We start from the raw sequence: 17135 nt of genomic DNA, 5'->3' as shown, positions 1-17135 counted from the left end.
CTTATCTTTCTTAATTTGATAAAAATCTCTACATTCATTCCATAACACGACAAAATAAGGACATAACATGAGCGATTTAAAACAAGAAGCCCTTGATTTTCACGAATTTCCAATCCCAGGTAAAATCTCTGTGACCCCAACCAAAAACCTTACAACTCAGCACGACTTAGCCCTTGCATACTCACCTGGCGTAGCAGAGCCTTGCTTAGAAATTGAAAAAGATCCTTCCACAGCAAGCCGTTATACTGCTCGGGGTAACTTAGTGGCTGTTATCTCAAATGGTACAGCGGTATTAGGGTTAGGCAACATTGGGGCATTGGCATCAAAACCTGTTATGGAAGGTAAAGGTGTACTTTTCAAAAAATTTGCAGGCATTGATGTTTTCGATATCGAAATCAACGAAACCAATCCTGAAAAATTAGTCGATATTATCGCTTCTCTGGAGCCGACCTTTGGTGGTATTAACCTTGAGGATATTAAAGCACCAGAGTGTTTCTACATCGAAAAAACATTACGTGAACGTATGGGCATCCCTGTTTTCCACGATGACCAACATGGCACGGCAATTATCGTGGGTGCGGCTGCATTAAATGGCTTACAAGTAGTAGGCAAAAAAATTGATGAAGTGCATTTAGTGGTAAATGGTGCGGGTGCATCAGCCATTGCGTGTACTAACTTGCTTCGCTCATTAGGCTTCAAAAAAGAGAACATCACAATGTGTGACTCGAAAGGGGTGATTTTCAAAGGTCGTGGCGATAAAATGGATGAAACCAAACAGTTCTATGCCATTGAAGATAATGGCTGGCGTACCCTTGCAGATGCAATCAAAGGTGCAGATGTGTTCTTAGGCTGCTCAAAAGCAGGCGCATTAAGCCAAGAGATGATCAAAACGATGGCAGATACTCCGTTAATTCTTGCACTTGCAAATCCAGTGCCAGAAACAACTCCGCACGATGCGAAAGCAGTACGTCCAGATGCGGTTGTATGTACTGGTCGTTCAGACTATCCAAACCAAGTAAACAACGTGCTTTGCTTCCCATTCTTATTCCGTGGTGCTTTAGATGTAGGGGCAACCGCAATCAATGAAGAAATGAAAATGGCAGCCGCTCACGCCATCGCAGATTTAGCCAAAGAACCAGTGCCACTTGAAGTGATTTCAAACTATGGTCACTTATCATTCGGTGCAGATTATTTAATCCCAACGCCATTTGATCCGCGTTTAATCGTGCAGGTATCATCAGCGGTTGCTAAAGCTGCAATGGAAAGCGGAGTCGCAACGCGTCCAATTACCGATTGGAATGCTTATGCAGAAAGATTGAAAAAATTAACCGCTTAATCTGAATTTTGCAAAAGAGATAGCCGAAAAGCTATCTCTTTCTTCATTTTTAAGCTTGGCATTTGGTCGGAAAGTGTGTAAAATACGTCCCGACTATTTGTCAATTATTCACGAAGATAGCTGGGTCGCCTGCTATTTTTTATTTTTAACGGAATGAAAATTCCATTTATTTAAAGAGAATTACACTATGTCATTCAAATTTGAAGCTGAAGTTCGTACAGCGCAAGGTAAGGGTGCGAGCCGCCGCCTGCGTCATGCTGGTCAAGTTCCTGCAATCATCTACGGTGGTAATGCAGAACCTGTATCAATCGTTTTAAACCACGATAACGTAAACAACGCACAAGCTTATGATGCGTTCTACAACGAAGTTTTAATTATCGTTGTGGCTGGCAAAGAAGAAAAAGTGAAAGTACAAGCGATTCAGCGTCACCCAACTAAACCAAAATTAGTTCACTTGGACTTCAAACGTGCATAATTTAGATGCTCTTATAGTCTAAACGATTATCCCGAATGCATTATGTATTCGGGATTTTTTTATTTTAATTTACGTTATTTTATCCTGATTATTCGTTTATCCGTTGAAACAAATGCCTATTTTTTGCTATATTATAGGGCAATTTTTTGCGACTACCTTAGGTGGTCGCTCTATGTAGGTAGCTATAAATAACGGATTCCGTCTATGTTTAAAAAATTTCTTGGATTATTTTCTAACGATTTATCAATCGATCTTGGTACTGCAAATACTTTAGTTTATGTAAAAGGGCAGGGCATTGTGCTTGATGAGCCTTCTGTAGTGGCGGTGCGTCAAGATAGAATGGGATCGTTAAAAAGCATTGCTGCTGTTGGTTCAGATGCAAAATTGATGCTTGGTCGTACGCCAAAAAGTATTATGGCGATTCGTCCGATGAAAGATGGGGTGATTGCAGATTTTTTCGTAACAGAAAAAATGTTACAGCATTTCATTAAACAAGTGCACAGCAATAATTTTATGCGTCCTAGCCCGCGTGTATTGGTGTGTGTGCCAGCAGGTGCAACACAGGTTGAACGCCGTGCGATTAAAGAGTCTGCAATTGGTGCAGGTGCTCGTGAAGTTTACTTAATTGAAGAGCCTATGGCGGCAGCAATTGGTGCAGGTTTACCTGTTCACGAAGCAACAGGTTCGATGGTTATTGATATTGGTGGCGGTACAACCGAAGTGGCTGTGCTTTCATTAAACGGTATTGTGTACTCAAGCTCTGTGCGTATTGGAGGCGATAAATTAGATGAAGCGATTGTTGCTTATGTGCGTCGTCATTTCGGTTCAGCGATTGGTGAGGCTACCGCAGAACGTATCAAAAAAGAGATCGCAACTGCGAAAATTGAAAATGATGATGATATTTTAGAGATGGAAGTACACGGTCATAACCTTGCCGAAGGTGCACCACGTACATTTACTTTAAACTCAAAACACGTATTAGAAGCAATCGAACAGCCATTAACGGGTATTGTGGATGCAGTCAAAGCGGTATTAGAACAATGCCCACCAGAATTAGCCGCAGATATTTTCGAACGTGGTATGGTATTAACGGGTGGAGGTGCTTTATTGAAAAATTTAGACCGCTTGTTATCTGACTGCACAGGCGTGATGGTGGTGACTGCTGAAGAACCATTAACTTGTGTGGCTCGCGGTGGTGGTAAAGCGTTAGATATGATCGATATGCATGGCGGTGATGTTTTCAGCCACGATGAGTAATATCGGCTAATCATTTAAAATAGAAATGGACATCAGTTTATGTCCATTTTCTATTTAATCCCAACCCTTTTCATTTTATTAGCAACTCTATGAAGCCAATTTTTGCGAAAACACCCTCGTTGGGGGTTCGCCTCTTCTTTGCAATTTGCATTTCAATCACGTTGATTGTGCTCGATGGTCGAAGCAGTGCGATGATCCAAATCCGTAATATGCTCGAAACTGCTGTGAGCGGCTTGTACTATTTTGCCAATACTCCCCGTTCAGTGTTAGATGGCATCAGTGATAATTTTATTGATACCAATAAATTACAGCTTGAAAACAAGGTGTTAAAAGAGCAACTTCGCGAGAAAAACGCCGATTTGTTGTTACTTGATCAGTTAAAAGTTGAAAACCAACGTTTACGTTTGTTGTTAGGCTCGCCATTACGTCAAGATGAATATAAGAAAATCACTGAAGTTTTAACCTCAGAGATGGATGCTTATCGTCAGCAAGTTGTGATTAATCAAGGGCAAAAAAACGGTGCTTATGTTGGGCAGGCGGTAATTGACGAACGCGGTGTTGTGGGGCAAGTAATTTCTGTGGGCGAGAGTATGAGCCGCGTGTTGCTGATTACCGATATTACTCATGCTGTGCCTGTGCAGGTATTGCGTAATGATGTGCGAGGTATCGCAAATGGCACGGGGCATAATGATGAACTTGTTATCGATAATCTGCCTCGTTCGACTGATATTATGAAAGGCGATGTACTTGTTACTTCGGGCTTAGGTGGTCGCTTTCCAGAAGGTTATCCCGTAGCAATTGTAGAAAGTGTAACCAATGATACAAAAAGCCAATTTGCTCGTATTATTGCAAAACCGCTTGCTTCTTTAGACCGCTTGCGTTACTTGCTGTTACTTTGGCCAATTAACGATGAAATGCGTAAAGCTCAAGCCCTTTCTCCTCAAGAAGTCCGAGAAGTGGTTGAAGAGCGCCGCCGTAGCGTTAGCCCAATTGATCGCTTGCGTAATTTAACGAATAAGAAAGAGCAGGTTGAAGATAAACCAGAAGAAAAACCAGAGGTGATTGATCAAACGGATGAAGCCTCGGACAATCCGGCAGCTCAACCAGAAGCAGTGCAAGAGCAAGAACATCATACTGAACAAGGAGCGGAATAATGCGACAGCATCCACTTTTCCAAATCATTGTATTGGCGTTTATTTTTGTGGTCGCTCTTATTTTAGAAATTATGCCTTGGCCTGTCGGTTTACAAGGTTTCCGCCCTTCTTGGCTTATTCTCGTGTTGATTTATTGGGCATTAGCATTGCCTGATAAAGTCAGTGTGGGTACGGCTTTTGTAGCTGGCATCATTTGGGATTTGATTTTAGGCTCGGTGCTTGGTGTTCACGCACTTGTGCTTTCTATAGCGATCTATTTTGTCACAAAACACCATCTTATTTTGCGGAATCTCTCGCTTTGGCTACAGGGCGTGATTGTGATTGCTTATATTATCGCTATTCGTATTTTTATCTATTTAATTGGTGTACTTTTACATTCTGCAACGTTCAATAGCCAAGAAATTATCGGTGCTGTAATTAGCGGCATTCTCTGGCCTTGGGTGTTCTTGCTGATGCGACAAATTCGCCGTCAATTACGCTTACGTTAGAGGAAAAAATGAGCACTTTCTCTTTTGATTTTACTGAAGATTTTAGACCGCTTTCAGCCCGAATGCGCCCTCGTACGCTGACAGAATATCGAGGACAATCGCACCTAATTGGCGAAGGCAAGCCACTGCAAAAAGCGATTGCAATGCAACGAGCTCATTCAATGATCTTCTGGGGCCCCCCTGGCACGGGTAAAACCACATTAGCAGAGATTATTGCACACCATTTAAATGCAGAAGTAGAGCGTATTTCAGCGGTAACGTCTGGTATTAAAGAGATCCGCGAAGCTATTGATAAAGCAAAATTAAATCAGCAAACAGGTAGAAGAACGGTACTGTTTGTGGACGAAGTACATCGTTTTAACAAAAGCCAACAAGATGCGTTTTTGCCCCATATTGAAGATGGCACGATTATTTTTATTGGTGCAACAACCGAAAATCCATCCTTTGAATTAAATAATGCCTTGCTTTCTCGGGCTCGAATTTACATTCTCAAACCACTTCAAAAGCAAGATATTTTAAGCATATTAGAGCAAGCTTTGACCGATAAAGAGCGAGGTTTGGGCAACGAGACTTTTGTGCTTGAAGATGAAGTACTTGATTTACTTGCCGATTATGTGAATGGTGATGCACGTTATGCGTTGAATTGCTTAGAGCTGATGTCAGATATGGCGGAAACGACCGCAAAAGGCAAGTTACTCAATAAATCCTTGTTAACAGAAATTCTAGGCGAACGGCAAGCCCGTTTTGATAAAGGTGGTGATCGCTATTACGATTTGATTTCAGCCTTGCATAAATCTATTCGAGGCTCTTCGCCTGATGGTGCATTATATTGGTATGCCCGCATTTTAACTGCAGGCGGTGATCCACTTTATGTTGCACGCCGATTATTAGCCATTGCCTCTGAAGATATTGGGAATGCCGATCCACGTGCTATGCAAATTGCGATTAATGCTTGGGATTGCTATACCAGAGTAGGAGCTTATGAAGGGGAGCGTGCCATTGCACAAGCGGTTATTTATTTGGCTGTTGCCCCAAAAAGCAATGCAGTTTATACGGCATTCAATGAGGCAAAACGTTTGGCAAAAGAGGCGAAGGATTATGATGTGCCCGAGCATTTACGTAATGCGCCAACGCAGTTAATGAAATCGCTCGGTTATGGCGATGGGTATCGTTATGCTCATAATGAACCGAATGCTTATGCTGCAGGCGAAAATTATTTCCCACCTGAGTTGAAGGACACGGAATTTTACTTCCCAACTGAACGCGGAATGGAAAAACAGATTAAAGAAAAAATGGCGTGGCTGAAGGCACAAGATATTCAAAGTCCACAAAAACGATATAGATAGTCCAATATAAATAGAGGAAAGCGGTGGGATTTGCAGAAATATTTGCAAATTCGACCGCCTGTAACATTATGCTTGATATTCTACTTCCTGCCTGGCTTGCAGGATTATTACTCTCATTGATTACTGCACCACTTGGTGCTTTTGTTGTTTGGCGGAAAATGGCGTATTTTGGTGATACGCTTTCTCACTCCGCATTGCTTGGCGTCGCACTTGGCATCTTCCTTGAGGTTGATCCTTATATTGCCGTGATTGTGATGACGGTTATACTCGCAATGGCTTTAGTCTGGCTTGAGCATAAAACCAACTATTCAGTTGATACCGTGCTTGGTATTATCGCTCATTGCAGTCTTTCCCTTGGCGTGATTACGATTAGTTTGCTTGATAATGTTCGTGTAGATTTAATGTCTTACCTATTTGGTGATCTTTTGGCGATCAACTTTAACGATGTTATTTTTATCGGCATTGGAGTCATTGTGATTGGTGGAATTTTAGCCTTCTTCTGGTCTAAATTACTTTCTATTACCATTAGCCCAGAATTGGCGCAAGTGGAAGGATTGAATGTTGCTCGCGTGCGATTATTACTGATGCTCCTCACCGCATTAACAATTGCTTTGAGTATGAAATTTGTTGGGGCGTTAATTATCACTTCACTCTTAATCATTCCATCTGCCACAGCAAGGCGTTTCGCTCGTACACCAGAAGCAATGGTTGTTTATGCCATTATTTTGAGCATTATTGCTGTCTCTTTCGGACTGCTACTTTCAGGGATTAAAGACACCCCCGCAGGACCATCAGTAGTGGTGTGTGCTGGAGTGCTATTTTTGTTAAGTTTATTTAAAAAAGAGACGTAATGAAAATTGTCGCATAGTAGACAAAAAGGCTGATAATATTAAATTATCAGCCTTTCTTTTGCTTATTGGATTACTGTCTTGCCATTCTCAAATTCGCAGGAACACTCTCAAAATTAGAACGGAATGGGTTAATATCTAATCCACCGCGCCGAGTATAGCGAGCATAAACGGTAAGTTTTTCAGGTTTTGCGAATTGCATTAAATCCGTAAAAATTCGCTCTACACATTGCTCATGGAACTCATTGTGTTCACGGAAAGAGACTAAATATCGCAAAAGTTTTTCACGATTTAACTGCTTTCCAACATAATGAATTTGCACACTACCCCAGTCTGGCTGTGAGGTAATCAAGCAATTAGACTTCAACAAGTGGCTAACCAGTGTCTCTTCTACTATTTCGCCTTCTGCAACATTTTCTAAATATTGATTAGAAAATGCGTAGTTGTCGATTTGAATCTCTTGCTCATCAATGCAATCGCCAGCAAAATTCATAATTGGCTGGTTAGTGTAATCAGCTAATTTGTGAATTTTTACCGAAACTCGACCGCTTGCACATTGGTTTAAATCTTTTGCAATTGTCTCTTCAACCTCTTCGATTGAAGCAAATTTAGTTTGGTTGAAGCTGTTTAAATAGAGTTTAAAGCTCTTTGATTCGATTAAATTTTCACTTTTAAAATCAATCGCAACATCCGCAATGGCTACTTGTGGCAAGCCGTTTAGATTCAACCACGAAAGTTCATAGCAAGTCCAAACATCAGCCCCTTGATTGAAAGGCTGATCTTCTACAATCCCCAAACCTTCACGATTTAATCTGCGTGGCACGGGTTGCAAAAGTGAAGCATCATATTGGCTTTTGTATTCGGTTTTTTGCCCAAGCTTGAGGGCAGAAAGAGATTTATCTTGGTAGTTCATAATATTTCCTTGCAAAATGGGCGGCAAGTGTAGCATATTTCTGCTTTAAACGAAAAATGAGAAAAATCGTTCTTTACAAGGTGCAGCGATTATCGGGGCTTGTGCCTTCTTAGGCATTGTGCAGAAAATGCCACTCACAGCGATTATTTTCTTGCTGGAACTGACGCGTGGAAAAGCAGAATTTTTGATACCATTAACATTAGCTATGGCGGGAGCGATGCTAACGGATAAGCTGTATCAGTCGTTGCGGAAAGAATTCAGAAGAAGCGGTAAGAACTGGTATAGTTTTGAGGGATGAACAGCGATGGGGAAATATTTTAGAGTGTTATTATGTTGATGAAAAAAGTGGATAAAGTGATTAATTCAACTTTATCCACTTTTTACAGTAATTTTGATAATGTCTATTTTACTACTTCAAATGCAAGGTTTCTAAATACATAGCTACCAATTTGCACTTCCATTCCATATTTACCAATTGGATCTGATTTACCAAATTTCCAACAGCGGGTAATATTTTCTTTATCTTTTGCAATCACATCACCAACAATTAAGAACTCTTTTTTGTCTTCTGATGCGGTAACACTCATTCCTTCAGAGGCGAAATTGGTTGGTGCTGGTGCATAAAATGCTTCAGCAATGCGTACTCTGCCTGTTAATGGCACATTGAGAGAGCTCCAACAGAGTTGTTGATTTTGACTTCTTGAAATTTGAGTTCCTTTTACAAGGCGAGGTGATTTTGAGCTAACATCATACACATTTAAAACGACTGCAGGCTGGCCATTTATTGGATCTTTAGCAGTAGATGTGGTTTCTGTTTTAGGTGCAGCCATTACACTGGCAGAAATAAGTGCTAATGTTGCAATCATCATTTTTTTCATTTGATTTTCTCCGTTTGATCTAATTGATTTTGTTGATATTTTTCTCTTAACTGATTCGCAACAATTTGAATTGCTTGTCCCATACTGATGCCTTGCTTTGCAAGTTTCTGGATTTCTTCAACCGCTTCTTGCTGTTGTTCATGTGTTAATGAAAGTAGTGCATTATCCATTTTGTTTCTCTTTTTGTCTAATTAAAAATCAGGACAACTCCAATTAAAGAACTGAAAAAGCCTTTGCCATTGGTCATCAAGCGGTGCTTTTATCGTGATTTTTTGTGAAGTTTTCGGATGAGCGAAACGTAAAAAATGCGAATGTAACATCAATCGATTTATGCCTAAGTGTTCACTTAAGGCACGGTTTTGATGTAAGTCACCATATTTAGTATCGCCCATAATTGGGTGGAAGAGGTGCTTCAAGTGCCGTCTTAGCTGATGTTTTCTCCCTGTTTGCGGGAAAAGTTCGACCAATGAATAACGTGCGGTTTGATGCTTACCCACAGGATATGGCATTTCCACCGTTGCTAAACCTTGATAGTCGGTTATCGCCTCTTGTGCTTCCTTTTCTTGAGAAAATTTATCTGCCACTTTATCTAAAATCACTTTGAGCGGATAGTCCACTCTCGCTTGTCCTTGCAAATAACCTCGAACCACCGCCAAATAACCTTTTTCCATTTGATGATTTTCGAATAATTCACACATCGTTTTCGCCATTTTGCTATTCAAAGCAAATAGCAATACGCCTGAAGTAGGACGATCTAAACGGTGCAGTGGAAAAACGTGCTGACCAATTTGATCCCGTAAGGTTTGCATTGCAAATACCGTTTCTGCTTTGTCTAACCAACTGCGATGCACCAACATCCCCGCAGGCTTGTTAATCGCAATCAGATCCTCATCGCGATATAAAATCTCTAATTCCATATCAATCTTTTAACAACAACTCAATTTGCAAGACGGGAGAGTGGATTGCCTTTAAGTAGCCTTCTTCTTTTAAGGCTTCTTCTAAATAAGGTGTAATGGAAAAATTGCGTGGTAAATCCGCATCGCTATCTAACAGGGCGTGCATACGCGGGATAAAAATCCATTGTAGCCATTGCGTTGGTGTGAGTGTTTCGATACAGAAAGGTTGCGGATTTGCTAAAGCTTCCTCAGAAGGTGGAGTAGTTTCCCAAACTTGGTGGATTCGCATTGCGATTTGTAAATCGGTTAAATATTGTCTAATTTTGGTTTTCATCATCAAAAATCTATTGAATTAAATAATGGTATTTTAGTCTATTTTCTTCCTATTTTAGACAGCTTAGAGTAAACTTTTTGCAAAAATCTAATTAAGACGAACAACAGAAGGTAAATATGCAAACCAATCAACCTACTATTCTTCAAAAAATTGTGCAAGATAAAGCAATCTGGGTAGAAAACAAACAAAAAGAATTACCCCTTGAGCAAATTCTTCCACATATCAAACCAAGCGACCGCAATTTCTACGGGGAACTAGCAAAAGGTTCACACAATCAGCCCGCTTATATTTTAGAATGCAAAAAAGCCTCACCGTCTAAAGGGTTAATTCGTGCCGAATTTGATTTAGACGCTATTGCTAATGTTTATAAACACTATGCCTCAGCCATTTCAGTGCTCACTGATGAGCAATATTTTCAAGGTGATTTTCGTTACATCAATCAAGTTAAACAGCAAACTACGCAGCCGATTTTATGTAAAGATTTTATGATCTCGACATATCAAGTTTATCTTGCTCGCTATTCCAATGCGGATGCGATTTTGCTGATGCTTTCTGTGGTTGATGATGCCACTTACACTGAGCTTGCCAATCTTGCTCACTCGTTGGGAATGGGGGTGCTGACGGAAACCAGCACAGAAGAAGAGTTCGAACGAGCCTTAACACTAGGGGCAAAAATCATTGGCGTGAACAACCGTGATTTACACACACTCACCATTGATATGAACCGCATTGTGCGTTTGGTGGAAAAATATCGTGACTGCATTCCTGCTGACATTCGTTTAGTCTCTGAATCGGGCGTGTACAGCCACCGCCAAGTGCAACAAATTCAGCCTTATGCACACGCTTTTTTAATCGGTAGCAGCTTGATGGGTAGTGCAGATCTAAACAATGCTGTGCGTGCGATTATTTTCGGCGAAAACAAAGTATGCGGTTTAACCCGTCCGCAAGATGTCAAAGCTGTGTATGAATTAGGCGGGCTTTATGGCGGGTTAATTTTTGCCGAAGGTTCACCACGCCAACTCTCGCTTCGCCAAGCTCAAGAGTTAGTCGTGAATGCTCCTCTTCACTATGTGGGTGTGTTCCAAAATCAAGCGGTCGATTTTGTCGAGAAAATTGCAAAACAGCTTGAACTCTTTGCGGTGCAACTGCACGGCAATGAAGACGAACGTTACATCAACAAACTACATCAGAGTTTGGAAGGTAAAGTCCAAATTTGGAAAGCTGTTTCTATTGATCTGAATGCTGAAAATGTGACAATTGATGATAACCCGCAAATCGACCGCTTTGTACTTGATAGCAAATCAGGCAATCAACAAGGCGGTACAGGCAAAGCCTTTGATTGGTCGATCATTCCTGAGAATATTAAAGCGAAATCGTTATTAGCAGGCGGTATTAGTCCAGGAAATATCGGGCAAGCACTCCAACAAGGCTGCTTGGGCTTGGATTTAAACTCAGGCGTGGAAAGCAGCAAAGGCGTAAAAGATTTTGCGAAATTGACCGCTTGTTTTAAGAAGATTAAGTAGGTTTAATCTGAATGAGGCATAGTCATTTGACTATGCCTCTTTATGTTTACCCCAACCACTTCTCAACATGCTCGTTGGTGGTTTCTTTATGCACCCACATGCTGCTTAAATCTGGTTGCGGGAATTTGGTGTGGCTGTAACCCACAAATTGATGGAAATCAAACACGGCGTGCGGGTAGCCGTTAATCAATAAAAAGGCTTGATAGCCATCTTCAGACCAACAAATTTCTAATCGGCGTGGTTCTTTTAGGCTGTTCTGGTCAATATCACTTACGTTGTAAACAAACAGACTATCAACAATCGGTTGCTCCGTTTGGTGTAAATCCATCGCATAAAAATAGCCTGTTTCGCCATCATCTTCAAACATTACGACTAAATGTTCGTGCTGCGTGGAATGAGCCCCATTACGATAGCCTTCACCTAATAATATTTGGTCAGTTAATACGGAATATAACATTCTGTTTTCCTCACAATAGCAAAAAAGATAGAAAAAATGCCACAGAAAACTGTGGCATTTTTTAAGCTAATCAGCTTTAATCAAAGTTTGAATTATGCTTGGCCTTTAACCGCTTTTAAGCCAAGGAACGGGGCTGGAGTGCCTGCACGTTCTAATGCTTCTTCGATACGGATTAATTGGTTGTATTTCGCAATACGGTCTGAACGGCTCATTGAACCAGTTTTGATTTGACCTGCTGCTGTACCTACCGCTAAGTCTGCGATAGTTGCATCTTCGGTTTCACCAGAACGGTGTGAGATTACCGCTGTGTAACCTGCATCTTTAGCCATTTTGATTGCTGCTAAAGTTTCAGTTAATGAACCGATTTGGTTGAATTTGATTAAGATTGAGTTTGCGATACCTTTTTCGATACCTTCTTTTAAGATCTTAGTATTAGTTACGAATAAGTCGTCACCAACTAATTGAATTTTGTCACCTAATACTTTAGTTTGGTATGCAAAACCATCCCAGTCTGATTCATCTTGACCGTCTTCGATAGAAACGATTGGATACTCTTTGGTTAAGCCTTCAAGGTAGTGGGTGAACTCTTGAGAAGTGAAAGTTTTGCCTTCGCCTTTTAACTCATAGTTGCCAGTTTCTTTGTTGTAGAACTCAGAAGATGCACAGTCCATCGCTAAAGTGACATCTTTACCTAAAACGTAACCTGCTTTTTCAACGGCTTCTTTGATGCATGCTAAAGCGTCTGCATTAGATGCAAGGTTAGGTGCAAAACCACCTTCATCACCTACAGCTGTATTTAAACCTTTAGATTTTAATACTTTAGCTAAGTTGTGGAATACTTCAGCACCGATGCGTAATGCTTCACGTAAAGTTTTTGCACCTACTGGTTGAATCATAAATTCTTGGATATCAACGTTGTTATCTGCATGTTCACCACCATTGATGATGTTCATCATTGGTAATGGCATAGAATAAATTCCTGGAGTGCCATTTAATTCTGCAATGTAAGCGTAAAGTGGTAAACCTTTAGATGCTGCTGCTGCTTTAGCCGTTGCTAATGAAACTGCTAAGATTGCGTTTGCACCAAATTTAGATTTGTTTTCTGTACCATCTAAGTCGATCATAATTTGGTCGATTTCAGCTTGTGCAGAACCATCTTTACCAACGATAGCGTTCGCAATTTCATTGTTTACTGCTGAAACCGCTTTTAATACGCCTTTACCTAAGAAACGTGATTTATCGCCATCACGTAACTCTAATGCTTCGCGAGAACCAGTTGATGCACCAGATGGAGCTGCTGCAAGACCTACGAAGCCACCTTCTAAGTGAACTTCTGCTTCAACTGTTGGGTTACCACGAGAGTCGATGATTTCACGACCAATTACTTTTACAATTTTAGCCATTGTTGATATTCCTCTAATTGAGATTGAAAAAAAGAATAGGGATATAGTAAGGATATTTGCTTAGTTTGTCTTGCAAAAAGATGATTTAGTTCATTTTATTTGCAGCTAATTTGATCTAATACTATAAATCCTCAATATTATAGCAACTTTTCCGATTTTTCGGTAAGCCTACCGCAAAAGAGTGAGATAAAATTCTATTTTTTAGCCAATAAGGTTAAAACCTCATAATGGGCAGTATGCGGAAACATATCAAAGAGTTGTACCTTGCATAATGCATAGTTCGTTAATGCCTCAAAATCTTTTGCCATTGTTTGAGCATTACAGCTGGAATAAATTAAATATGGTGGAGCAAGCTCGTTTAAATATTCACTCAATGCCTGCCCAATTCCTCGCCTTGGTGGATTTACAATCACTAAATCGGGCTGACTTCGTTCTTTATCAGCATGAATAGCAAATTGCGCTGAATCCAGTGATGCAAAAGAGACATTATCAAGCCCTAACTTTTCAGCCGATTTTGTTGCACTAGCAATGGCAGAGGCAGAAATCTCAATCCCCTTGAGGGAAACGGTTGGATTTTTTTCTTGTAATGCGTAAGCACAATGTAGCCCAAATCCTCCTACTCCACAAAACAGATCCCAAAAGTGCTGAATAGGTAAATTTTTTACCCATTCTTGCGCGGTTTTATACAGCTGGCTGGCAACAAGCGGATTTGTTTGGAAAAAACCTTGCGGACGAATAAAAAGCGGAATGCCGTTAAAATTCTCCTCAATCGTTGTTTGTTCTGTAAGAAAGATTTCTGTTTCGCCTTCTAAAATCGCAGCGTGCTGTGGCTGAATGTTTAAACTAATTACCGAATTGGCTGGCAATTTTGTTAACAATACAGGCAATTCTCGCTCTACAAGCGGCTGTTTTTGCGTTGAACGAAGCACAAAACGCAACATTATCGATTGATTCGCTTGGCTTTGAGTAATCAGAATATATTTCAACTCTCCTTTTTTCTTTGCAATGTTATAAGGTACCAATCCCGCTCGACCGATAAAATCTTTTAAAATTGGAAAAAGTGTTTCAATGCCTTTGGCATACAGTGGGCAATCGGTTAAATCCACGCCACTTTGCGGGTCGTTCTGATCTTTCAACAAGCCTAAAACTGGACGTTCTACGCTGCCACTGACGACCATTTTGGCTTTATTACGAAAGTGTGAAATCTCCGACATTACAGACGGTAGTATTTCTGTCTGATTTTGCAAAATAAAAGGTGAAATCAACCGCTTGAGCTCCTTTTCTTTTAGCGAAATTTGCTCAAATTTGTCCTTGTCAAGCCATTGGCAAGAACGACATTGTTGTTGGGTAAAATGTTGGCAATTTAAGTTCATCATCAATTATTAAGAGCCTTCCATTCAAGCCATTTTTGCTGCCATTCACTCAAATGAGCAGAGGCTTGCAAATAGTCACGATTTTTTTCTAAATCAGACCAACTGATATGCTTGCGTTTCATCAAGCTAATATAGCGTTCTTTCTGTGCTTGAGTAGGTTGATAGTTTAAATTATCCAACACCTGTACCACGCCTTCAGGTTCATTACAAAGCAGTAATAAATCACAACCTGCTGAAATCGCTTTTTCTGCGCGTTCAACAAAATTGCCCATAAATCCAGCCCCTTTCATACCTAAATCGTCGGAGAAAATCACGCCATTAAAACTCAATTGCCGACGTAAAACCTCTTTTAGCCAGTAATTTGAACCGCTGGCAGGTTGGCTATCACATTGAGTATAAATTACGTGCGCAGGCATAATCGCAGAGAGTTTATTTTTCGCAATCAGCTGTTTAAATGGCTGAATATCTTGCTCAAAAATAACCGATTTTGGGCGATCATCAAATGGGGTTTCTAAATGTGAGTCAGCTAAAACGTGCCCATGCCCTGGAAAATGTTTGCCTGTGGTTGCCATTCCAACTGCTTGCATTCCATCAATAAAGCGTTCTGCAAGCGGTAGTAATTCGTGGATATTTTGCGAAAAAGCACGATCGCCAATTGCCTTACTTTGATGCCCTAAATCCAATACAGGCGCAAAACTTAAATCAATATCTAAAGCAAACATTTCGCTCGCCATTACCCAACCTGCTTCATATGCAAGCTGCTTGGTTTCTTGTTCGCTTTGAGCAAAATGAGCGAAAGATTGCATTGCGGGGAGTTGTGTAAAACCCTCTCGAAAACGTTGCACTCGTCCGCCTTCTTGATCGACGGTAATCAAAAGTGGCTTTTGCACCCGTTGGCGAACATCTCTAATCAAGGCTTGGACTTGTTGTTTATCGTGAAAATTTCGGCTAAACAGAATTAAACCAGAAACCAAGGGATGTTCTAATAATTCAACTTCTTCTTGGGAGAGTTCTTTGTCTTTTAAATCAATAAGTAACATAATCTTGTTATATGATGGTAAAGCTAATGCATTGACAAGCTCAGTAACCGCTTTAATTATTGGCTTTTGTCATTTGCAATCAAAAATTGTTGCAAGATTTGTCGAGTAAATTGCTTTCTCAAATAAAAACCTAACGGCAAGGATTGAATAGGCTGCCCTTGTTCATTTATTGCATTGGCAAGCGCTTGGCTATTTCTGCCTTTAGGACGAAGTTGTAAAACCTCTCCTAAAGTGGCATTAATTTTGTGCAATTGTCCTAATACAATCAATTCCATCAACTCTTCCCAATCTTGCTGAAGTTGCTGCTCTTGTTCGGAAGAAGGTTGCCACAAAATCGGTTGCCCGATATGCCGTTCTGCAAGTGGGATATCTCGGCTACCTTCAACAGGAATCCACAACACTTTTTGTAATTTATGTCGCACGTGCGAACTTTGCCACGTGATGCCATTATTTTGTATAAGTGGGGCAAGGCTTACAAAGGTTGTTTCCAACGGTTCGCCTTGTACGTTAATCGGAATCGTTTTGAGCTCTATGCCTAAATGTACAAAATCTTGCTCCGCTTTCGATCCCGCATTTGCCCCAAGTGCCGTTTCAATCAATTGCCCAACCCAGCCTTTATCGCGTTTTAAATCTTTTGGCACGGGTATTTGCAACATTTCGGCAATTTCGCCCAATCGAAAACCTGCTAACCAATTCGCATTGGCTAACAGCTCTGCTTCAGAAGTAGGAAGTTTGGCTAAATTCATTACAAAAATATCGGCTTCAAACTACATCCAAGCGTTGCTACGAATGACACCAACAGCAATTCCTTCAATCTCAATATATTCAAGACGAGGATCAACCACAATCGCTTCTAACTCATCATTTTCAGGATGAAGGTAGATTAAATTACCTTTTTTCTCAAGGCGTTTTACCGTCACTTCATCATCCACGCGAACTACAACAACCTGTCCATTTTTCGCAATTTTAGTTTTATGTACGGCTAATAAATCGCCATCTAAAATGCCGATATTCTCCATTGAATTTCCATTCACGCGAAGCAGATAATCTGCGGTTGGGTTGAACATTGTCCCGCTTACAGGATAATGATCTTCAATATGTTCAATCGCCTCAATTGGCGTACCTGCAGCTACACGACCAATCAACGGTAAACTATCTTCATTTGCCGCTTCTTCATCGTTTACCAAAATGCGAATACCGCGAGATGTGCCTGAAAGCATCTCAATATAGCCTTTACGCGCTAAGGCTTTTAAGTGCTCTTCTGCCGCATTAGGCGATTTAAAACCGATTTCACGTGCAATTTCCACACGCGTTGGGGGCATACCAGTTGTTGTGATATGATTTTTAACAAAATCAAAGATTTCTTGCTGGCGTTCTGTTAATTGTTTACGTGCCATTTTATCCTCTCTGGTCT

20 protein-coding genes are annotated in these 17135 nt (G+C 40.6%); 9 read left to right on the top strand and 11 right to left on the bottom strand.

Annotated features, from left to right (window positions below; genetic code table 11):
- Nucleotides 1–67: 67 nt before the first annotated feature.
- The 7 genes from B0184_RS00735 to znuB all read left to right on the top strand — a co-directional run bounded on the left by B0184_RS00735 (nt 68) and on the right by znuB (nt 6907).
- Nucleotides 68–1336, top strand: a complete 1269-nt coding sequence (locus B0184_RS00735) for a malic enzyme (RefSeq protein ID WP_005708490.1) — start codon at nt 68–70, stop codon at nt 1334–1336.
- 187 nt (nt 1337–1523) lie between these two features.
- Complete coding sequence (gene rplY / locus B0184_RS00730; RefSeq protein ID WP_005708554.1) at nt 1524–1811, top strand: 50S ribosomal protein L25; 288 nt, start codon at nt 1524–1526, stop codon at nt 1809–1811.
- A gap of 204 nt (nt 1812–2015) precedes the next feature.
- Entirely contained in the window at nt 2016–3068 is a 1053-nt protein-coding gene (locus B0184_RS00725; RefSeq protein ID WP_005708619.1) for a rod shape-determining protein, read from the top strand.
- Nucleotides 3069–3157: 89 nt separating this feature from the next.
- A complete protein-coding gene (gene mreC, locus B0184_RS00720) occupies nt 3158–4222 on the top strand; it encodes a rod shape-determining protein MreC (RefSeq protein WP_005708534.1) in 1065 nt (354 codons plus the stop codon).
- Complete coding sequence (gene mreD, locus B0184_RS00715) at nt 4222–4710, top strand: rod shape-determining protein MreD (RefSeq protein WP_005708466.1); 489 nt, start codon at nt 4222–4224, stop codon at nt 4708–4710. Before mreC ends, mreD begins: the two co-directional genes overlap by 1 nt.
- An 8-nt stretch (nt 4711–4718) precedes the next feature.
- Nucleotides 4719–6056 carry a replication-associated recombination protein A gene (locus tag B0184_RS00710; protein ID WP_005708575.1) on the top strand — a complete coding sequence of 446 codons (1338 nt, stop codon included), beginning with the start codon at nt 4719–4721 and terminating at the stop codon, nt 6054–6056.
- Between the two features lie 68 nt (nt 6057–6124).
- Complete coding sequence (gene znuB, locus B0184_RS00705; RefSeq protein ID WP_039851320.1) at nt 6125–6907, top strand: zinc ABC transporter permease subunit ZnuB; 783 nt, start codon at nt 6125–6127, stop codon at nt 6905–6907.
- Between the two features lie 70 nt (nt 6908–6977).
- Here the strand turns inward: znuB and queF are convergent, their stop codons facing one another.
- Nucleotides 6978–7817: an NADPH-dependent 7-cyano-7-deazaguanine reductase QueF gene (queF, locus tag B0184_RS00700; protein WP_005708419.1), complete on the bottom strand. Its 840-nt coding sequence runs from the start codon at nt 7815–7817 to the stop codon at nt 6978–6980.
- Nucleotides 7818–7944: 127 nt separating this feature from the next.
- Between queF and B0184_RS00695 the strand changes: the two genes are divergently transcribed.
- On the top strand, nt 7945–8115 hold the full coding sequence (locus B0184_RS00695; RefSeq protein ID WP_232609929.1) for a hypothetical protein: 171 nt from the start codon (nt 7945–7947) through the stop codon (nt 8113–8115).
- Nucleotides 8116–8218: 103 nt separating this feature from the next.
- Here B0184_RS00695 and B0184_RS00690 read toward each other — a convergent pair whose 3' ends face one another.
- The 4 genes from B0184_RS00690 to B0184_RS00675 are packed head-to-tail and all read right to left on the bottom strand — an operon-like array spanning nt 8219 to nt 9925.
- Nucleotides 8219–8695 carry a hypothetical protein gene (locus tag B0184_RS00690; RefSeq protein ID WP_005708630.1) on the bottom strand — a complete coding sequence of 159 codons (477 nt, stop codon included), beginning with the start codon at nt 8693–8695 and terminating at the stop codon, nt 8219–8221.
- The gene (locus tag B0184_RS00685; protein WP_005708475.1) at nt 8692–8865 is read right to left on the bottom strand and encodes a YoaH family protein; all 174 of its coding nucleotides are present in this window, start codon (nt 8863–8865) and stop codon (nt 8692–8694) included. Before B0184_RS00685 ends, B0184_RS00690 begins: the two co-directional genes overlap by 4 nt.
- Nucleotides 8866–8886: 21 nt before the next feature.
- Nucleotides 8887–9612: a tRNA pseudouridine(65) synthase TruC gene (gene truC, locus B0184_RS00680; RefSeq protein ID WP_005708597.1), complete on the bottom strand. Its 726-nt coding sequence runs from the start codon at nt 9610–9612 to the stop codon at nt 8887–8889.
- Between the two features lies 1 nt (nt 9613).
- The gene (locus tag B0184_RS00675) at nt 9614–9925 is read right to left on the bottom strand and encodes a YqcC family protein (protein WP_039851255.1); all 312 of its coding nucleotides are present in this window, start codon (nt 9923–9925) and stop codon (nt 9614–9616) included.
- Between the two features lie 116 nt (nt 9926–10041).
- Here B0184_RS00675 and trpCF point away from each other — a divergent pair, with 116 nt between their 5' ends.
- Nucleotides 10042–11448, top strand: coding sequence for a bifunctional indole-3-glycerol-phosphate synthase TrpC/phosphoribosylanthranilate isomerase TrpF (gene trpCF, locus B0184_RS00670; RefSeq protein ID WP_005708423.1), 1407 nt, complete (start codon nt 10042–10044; stop codon nt 11446–11448).
- A gap of 46 nt (nt 11449–11494) precedes the next feature.
- Here the strand turns inward: trpCF and B0184_RS00665 are convergent, their stop codons facing one another.
- The 6 genes from B0184_RS00665 to lexA all read right to left on the bottom strand — a co-directional run bounded on the left by B0184_RS00665 (nt 11495) and on the right by lexA (nt 17118).
- Entirely contained in the window at nt 11495–11905 is a 411-nt protein-coding gene (locus tag B0184_RS00665) for a DUF2251 domain-containing protein (RefSeq protein WP_005708464.1), read from the bottom strand.
- A gap of 92 nt (nt 11906–11997) precedes the next feature.
- Nucleotides 11998–13308 (bottom strand): phosphopyruvate hydratase, encoded by a 1311-nt coding sequence (eno, locus tag B0184_RS00660; protein WP_005708532.1) that lies wholly within the window; start codon nt 13306–13308, stop codon nt 11998–12000.
- 194 nt (nt 13309–13502) lie between these two features.
- Complete coding sequence (gene rlmC, locus B0184_RS00655) at nt 13503–14681, bottom strand: 23S rRNA (uracil(747)-C(5))-methyltransferase RlmC (RefSeq protein ID WP_039851319.1); 1179 nt, start codon at nt 14679–14681, stop codon at nt 13503–13505.
- Nucleotides 14682–14683: 2 nt separating this feature from the next.
- Complete coding sequence (nagZ, locus tag B0184_RS00650; protein ID WP_005708482.1) at nt 14684–15721, bottom strand: beta-N-acetylhexosaminidase; 1038 nt, start codon at nt 15719–15721, stop codon at nt 14684–14686.
- Between the two features lie 56 nt (nt 15722–15777).
- On the bottom strand, nt 15778–16467 hold the full coding sequence (mutH, locus tag B0184_RS00645; protein WP_005708519.1) for a DNA mismatch repair endonuclease MutH: 690 nt from the start codon (nt 16465–16467) through the stop codon (nt 15778–15780).
- 21 nt (nt 16468–16488) lie between these two features.
- Nucleotides 16489–17118 carry a transcriptional repressor LexA gene (gene lexA, locus B0184_RS00640; protein WP_005708458.1) on the bottom strand — a complete coding sequence of 210 codons (630 nt, stop codon included), beginning with the start codon at nt 17116–17118 and terminating at the stop codon, nt 16489–16491.
- Between the last annotated feature and the right edge of the window lie 17 nt (nt 17119–17135).

The sequence above is a fragment of the Haemophilus paraphrohaemolyticus genome, assembly GCF_002015045.1.
In the GTDB taxonomy this organism is placed as follows: domain Bacteria; phylum Pseudomonadota; class Gammaproteobacteria; order Enterobacterales; family Pasteurellaceae; genus Haemophilus_A; species Haemophilus_A paraphrohaemolyticus.
Note: the sequence above shows the minus strand (reverse complement) of the source record. Positions and strands in the feature narration are given on the sequence as shown.

Excerpts from the sequence above, each read along its gene's own strand:
- lexA (WP_005708458.1), bottom strand. The coding sequence starts at position 17,118 with ATGGCACGTAAACAATTAACAGAACGCCAGCAAGAAATCTTTGATTTT.
- eno (WP_005708532.1), bottom strand. The coding sequence starts at position 13,308 with ATGGCTAAAATTGTAAAAGTAATTGGTCGTGAAATCATCGACTCTCGT.
- B0184_RS00690 (WP_005708630.1), bottom strand. The coding sequence starts at position 8,695 with ATGAAAAAAATGATGATTGCAACATTAGCACTTATTTCTGCCAGTGTA.
- B0184_RS00710 (WP_005708575.1), top strand. The coding sequence starts at position 4,719 with ATGAGCACTTTCTCTTTTGATTTTACTGAAGATTTTAGACCGCTTTCA.
- trpCF (WP_005708423.1), top strand. The coding sequence starts at position 10,042 with ATGCAAACCAATCAACCTACTATTCTTCAAAAAATTGTGCAAGATAAA.
- mreC (WP_005708534.1), top strand. The coding sequence starts at position 3,158 with ATGAAGCCAATTTTTGCGAAAACACCCTCGTTGGGGGTTCGCCTCTTC.
- mutH (WP_005708519.1), bottom strand. The coding sequence starts at position 16,467 with ATGAATTTAGCCAAACTTCCTACTTCTGAAGCAGAGCTGTTAGCCAAT.
- queF (WP_005708419.1), bottom strand. The coding sequence starts at position 7,817 with ATGAACTACCAAGATAAATCTCTTTCTGCCCTCAAGCTTGGGCAAAAA.
- rlmC (WP_039851319.1), bottom strand. The coding sequence starts at position 14,681 with ATGAACTTAAATTGCCAACATTTTACCCAACAACAATGTCGTTCTTGC.
- rplY (WP_005708554.1), top strand. The coding sequence starts at position 1,524 with ATGTCATTCAAATTTGAAGCTGAAGTTCGTACAGCGCAAGGTAAGGGT.
- B0184_RS00725 (WP_005708619.1), top strand. The coding sequence starts at position 2,016 with ATGTTTAAAAAATTTCTTGGATTATTTTCTAACGATTTATCAATCGAT.
- mreD (WP_005708466.1), top strand. The coding sequence starts at position 4,222 with ATGCGACAGCATCCACTTTTCCAAATCATTGTATTGGCGTTTATTTTT.
- truC (WP_005708597.1), bottom strand. The coding sequence starts at position 9,612 with ATGGAATTAGAGATTTTATATCGCGATGAGGATCTGATTGCGATTAAC.
- nagZ (WP_005708482.1), bottom strand. The coding sequence starts at position 15,721 with ATGTTACTTATTGATTTAAAAGACAAAGAACTCTCCCAAGAAGAAGTT.
- B0184_RS00685 (WP_005708475.1), bottom strand. The coding sequence starts at position 8,865 with ATGGATAATGCACTACTTTCATTAACACATGAACAACAGCAAGAAGCG.
- B0184_RS00675 (WP_039851255.1), bottom strand. The coding sequence starts at position 9,925 with ATGAAAACCAAAATTAGACAATATTTAACCGATTTACAAATCGCAATG.
- B0184_RS00695 (WP_232609929.1), top strand. The coding sequence starts at position 7,945 with ATGCCACTCACAGCGATTATTTTCTTGCTGGAACTGACGCGTGGAAAA.
- B0184_RS00735 (WP_005708490.1), top strand. The coding sequence starts at position 68 with ATGAGCGATTTAAAACAAGAAGCCCTTGATTTTCACGAATTTCCAATC.
- znuB (WP_039851320.1), top strand. The coding sequence starts at position 6,125 with ATGCTTGATATTCTACTTCCTGCCTGGCTTGCAGGATTATTACTCTCA.
- B0184_RS00665 (WP_005708464.1), bottom strand. The coding sequence starts at position 11,905 with ATGTTATATTCCGTATTAACTGACCAAATATTATTAGGTGAAGGCTAT.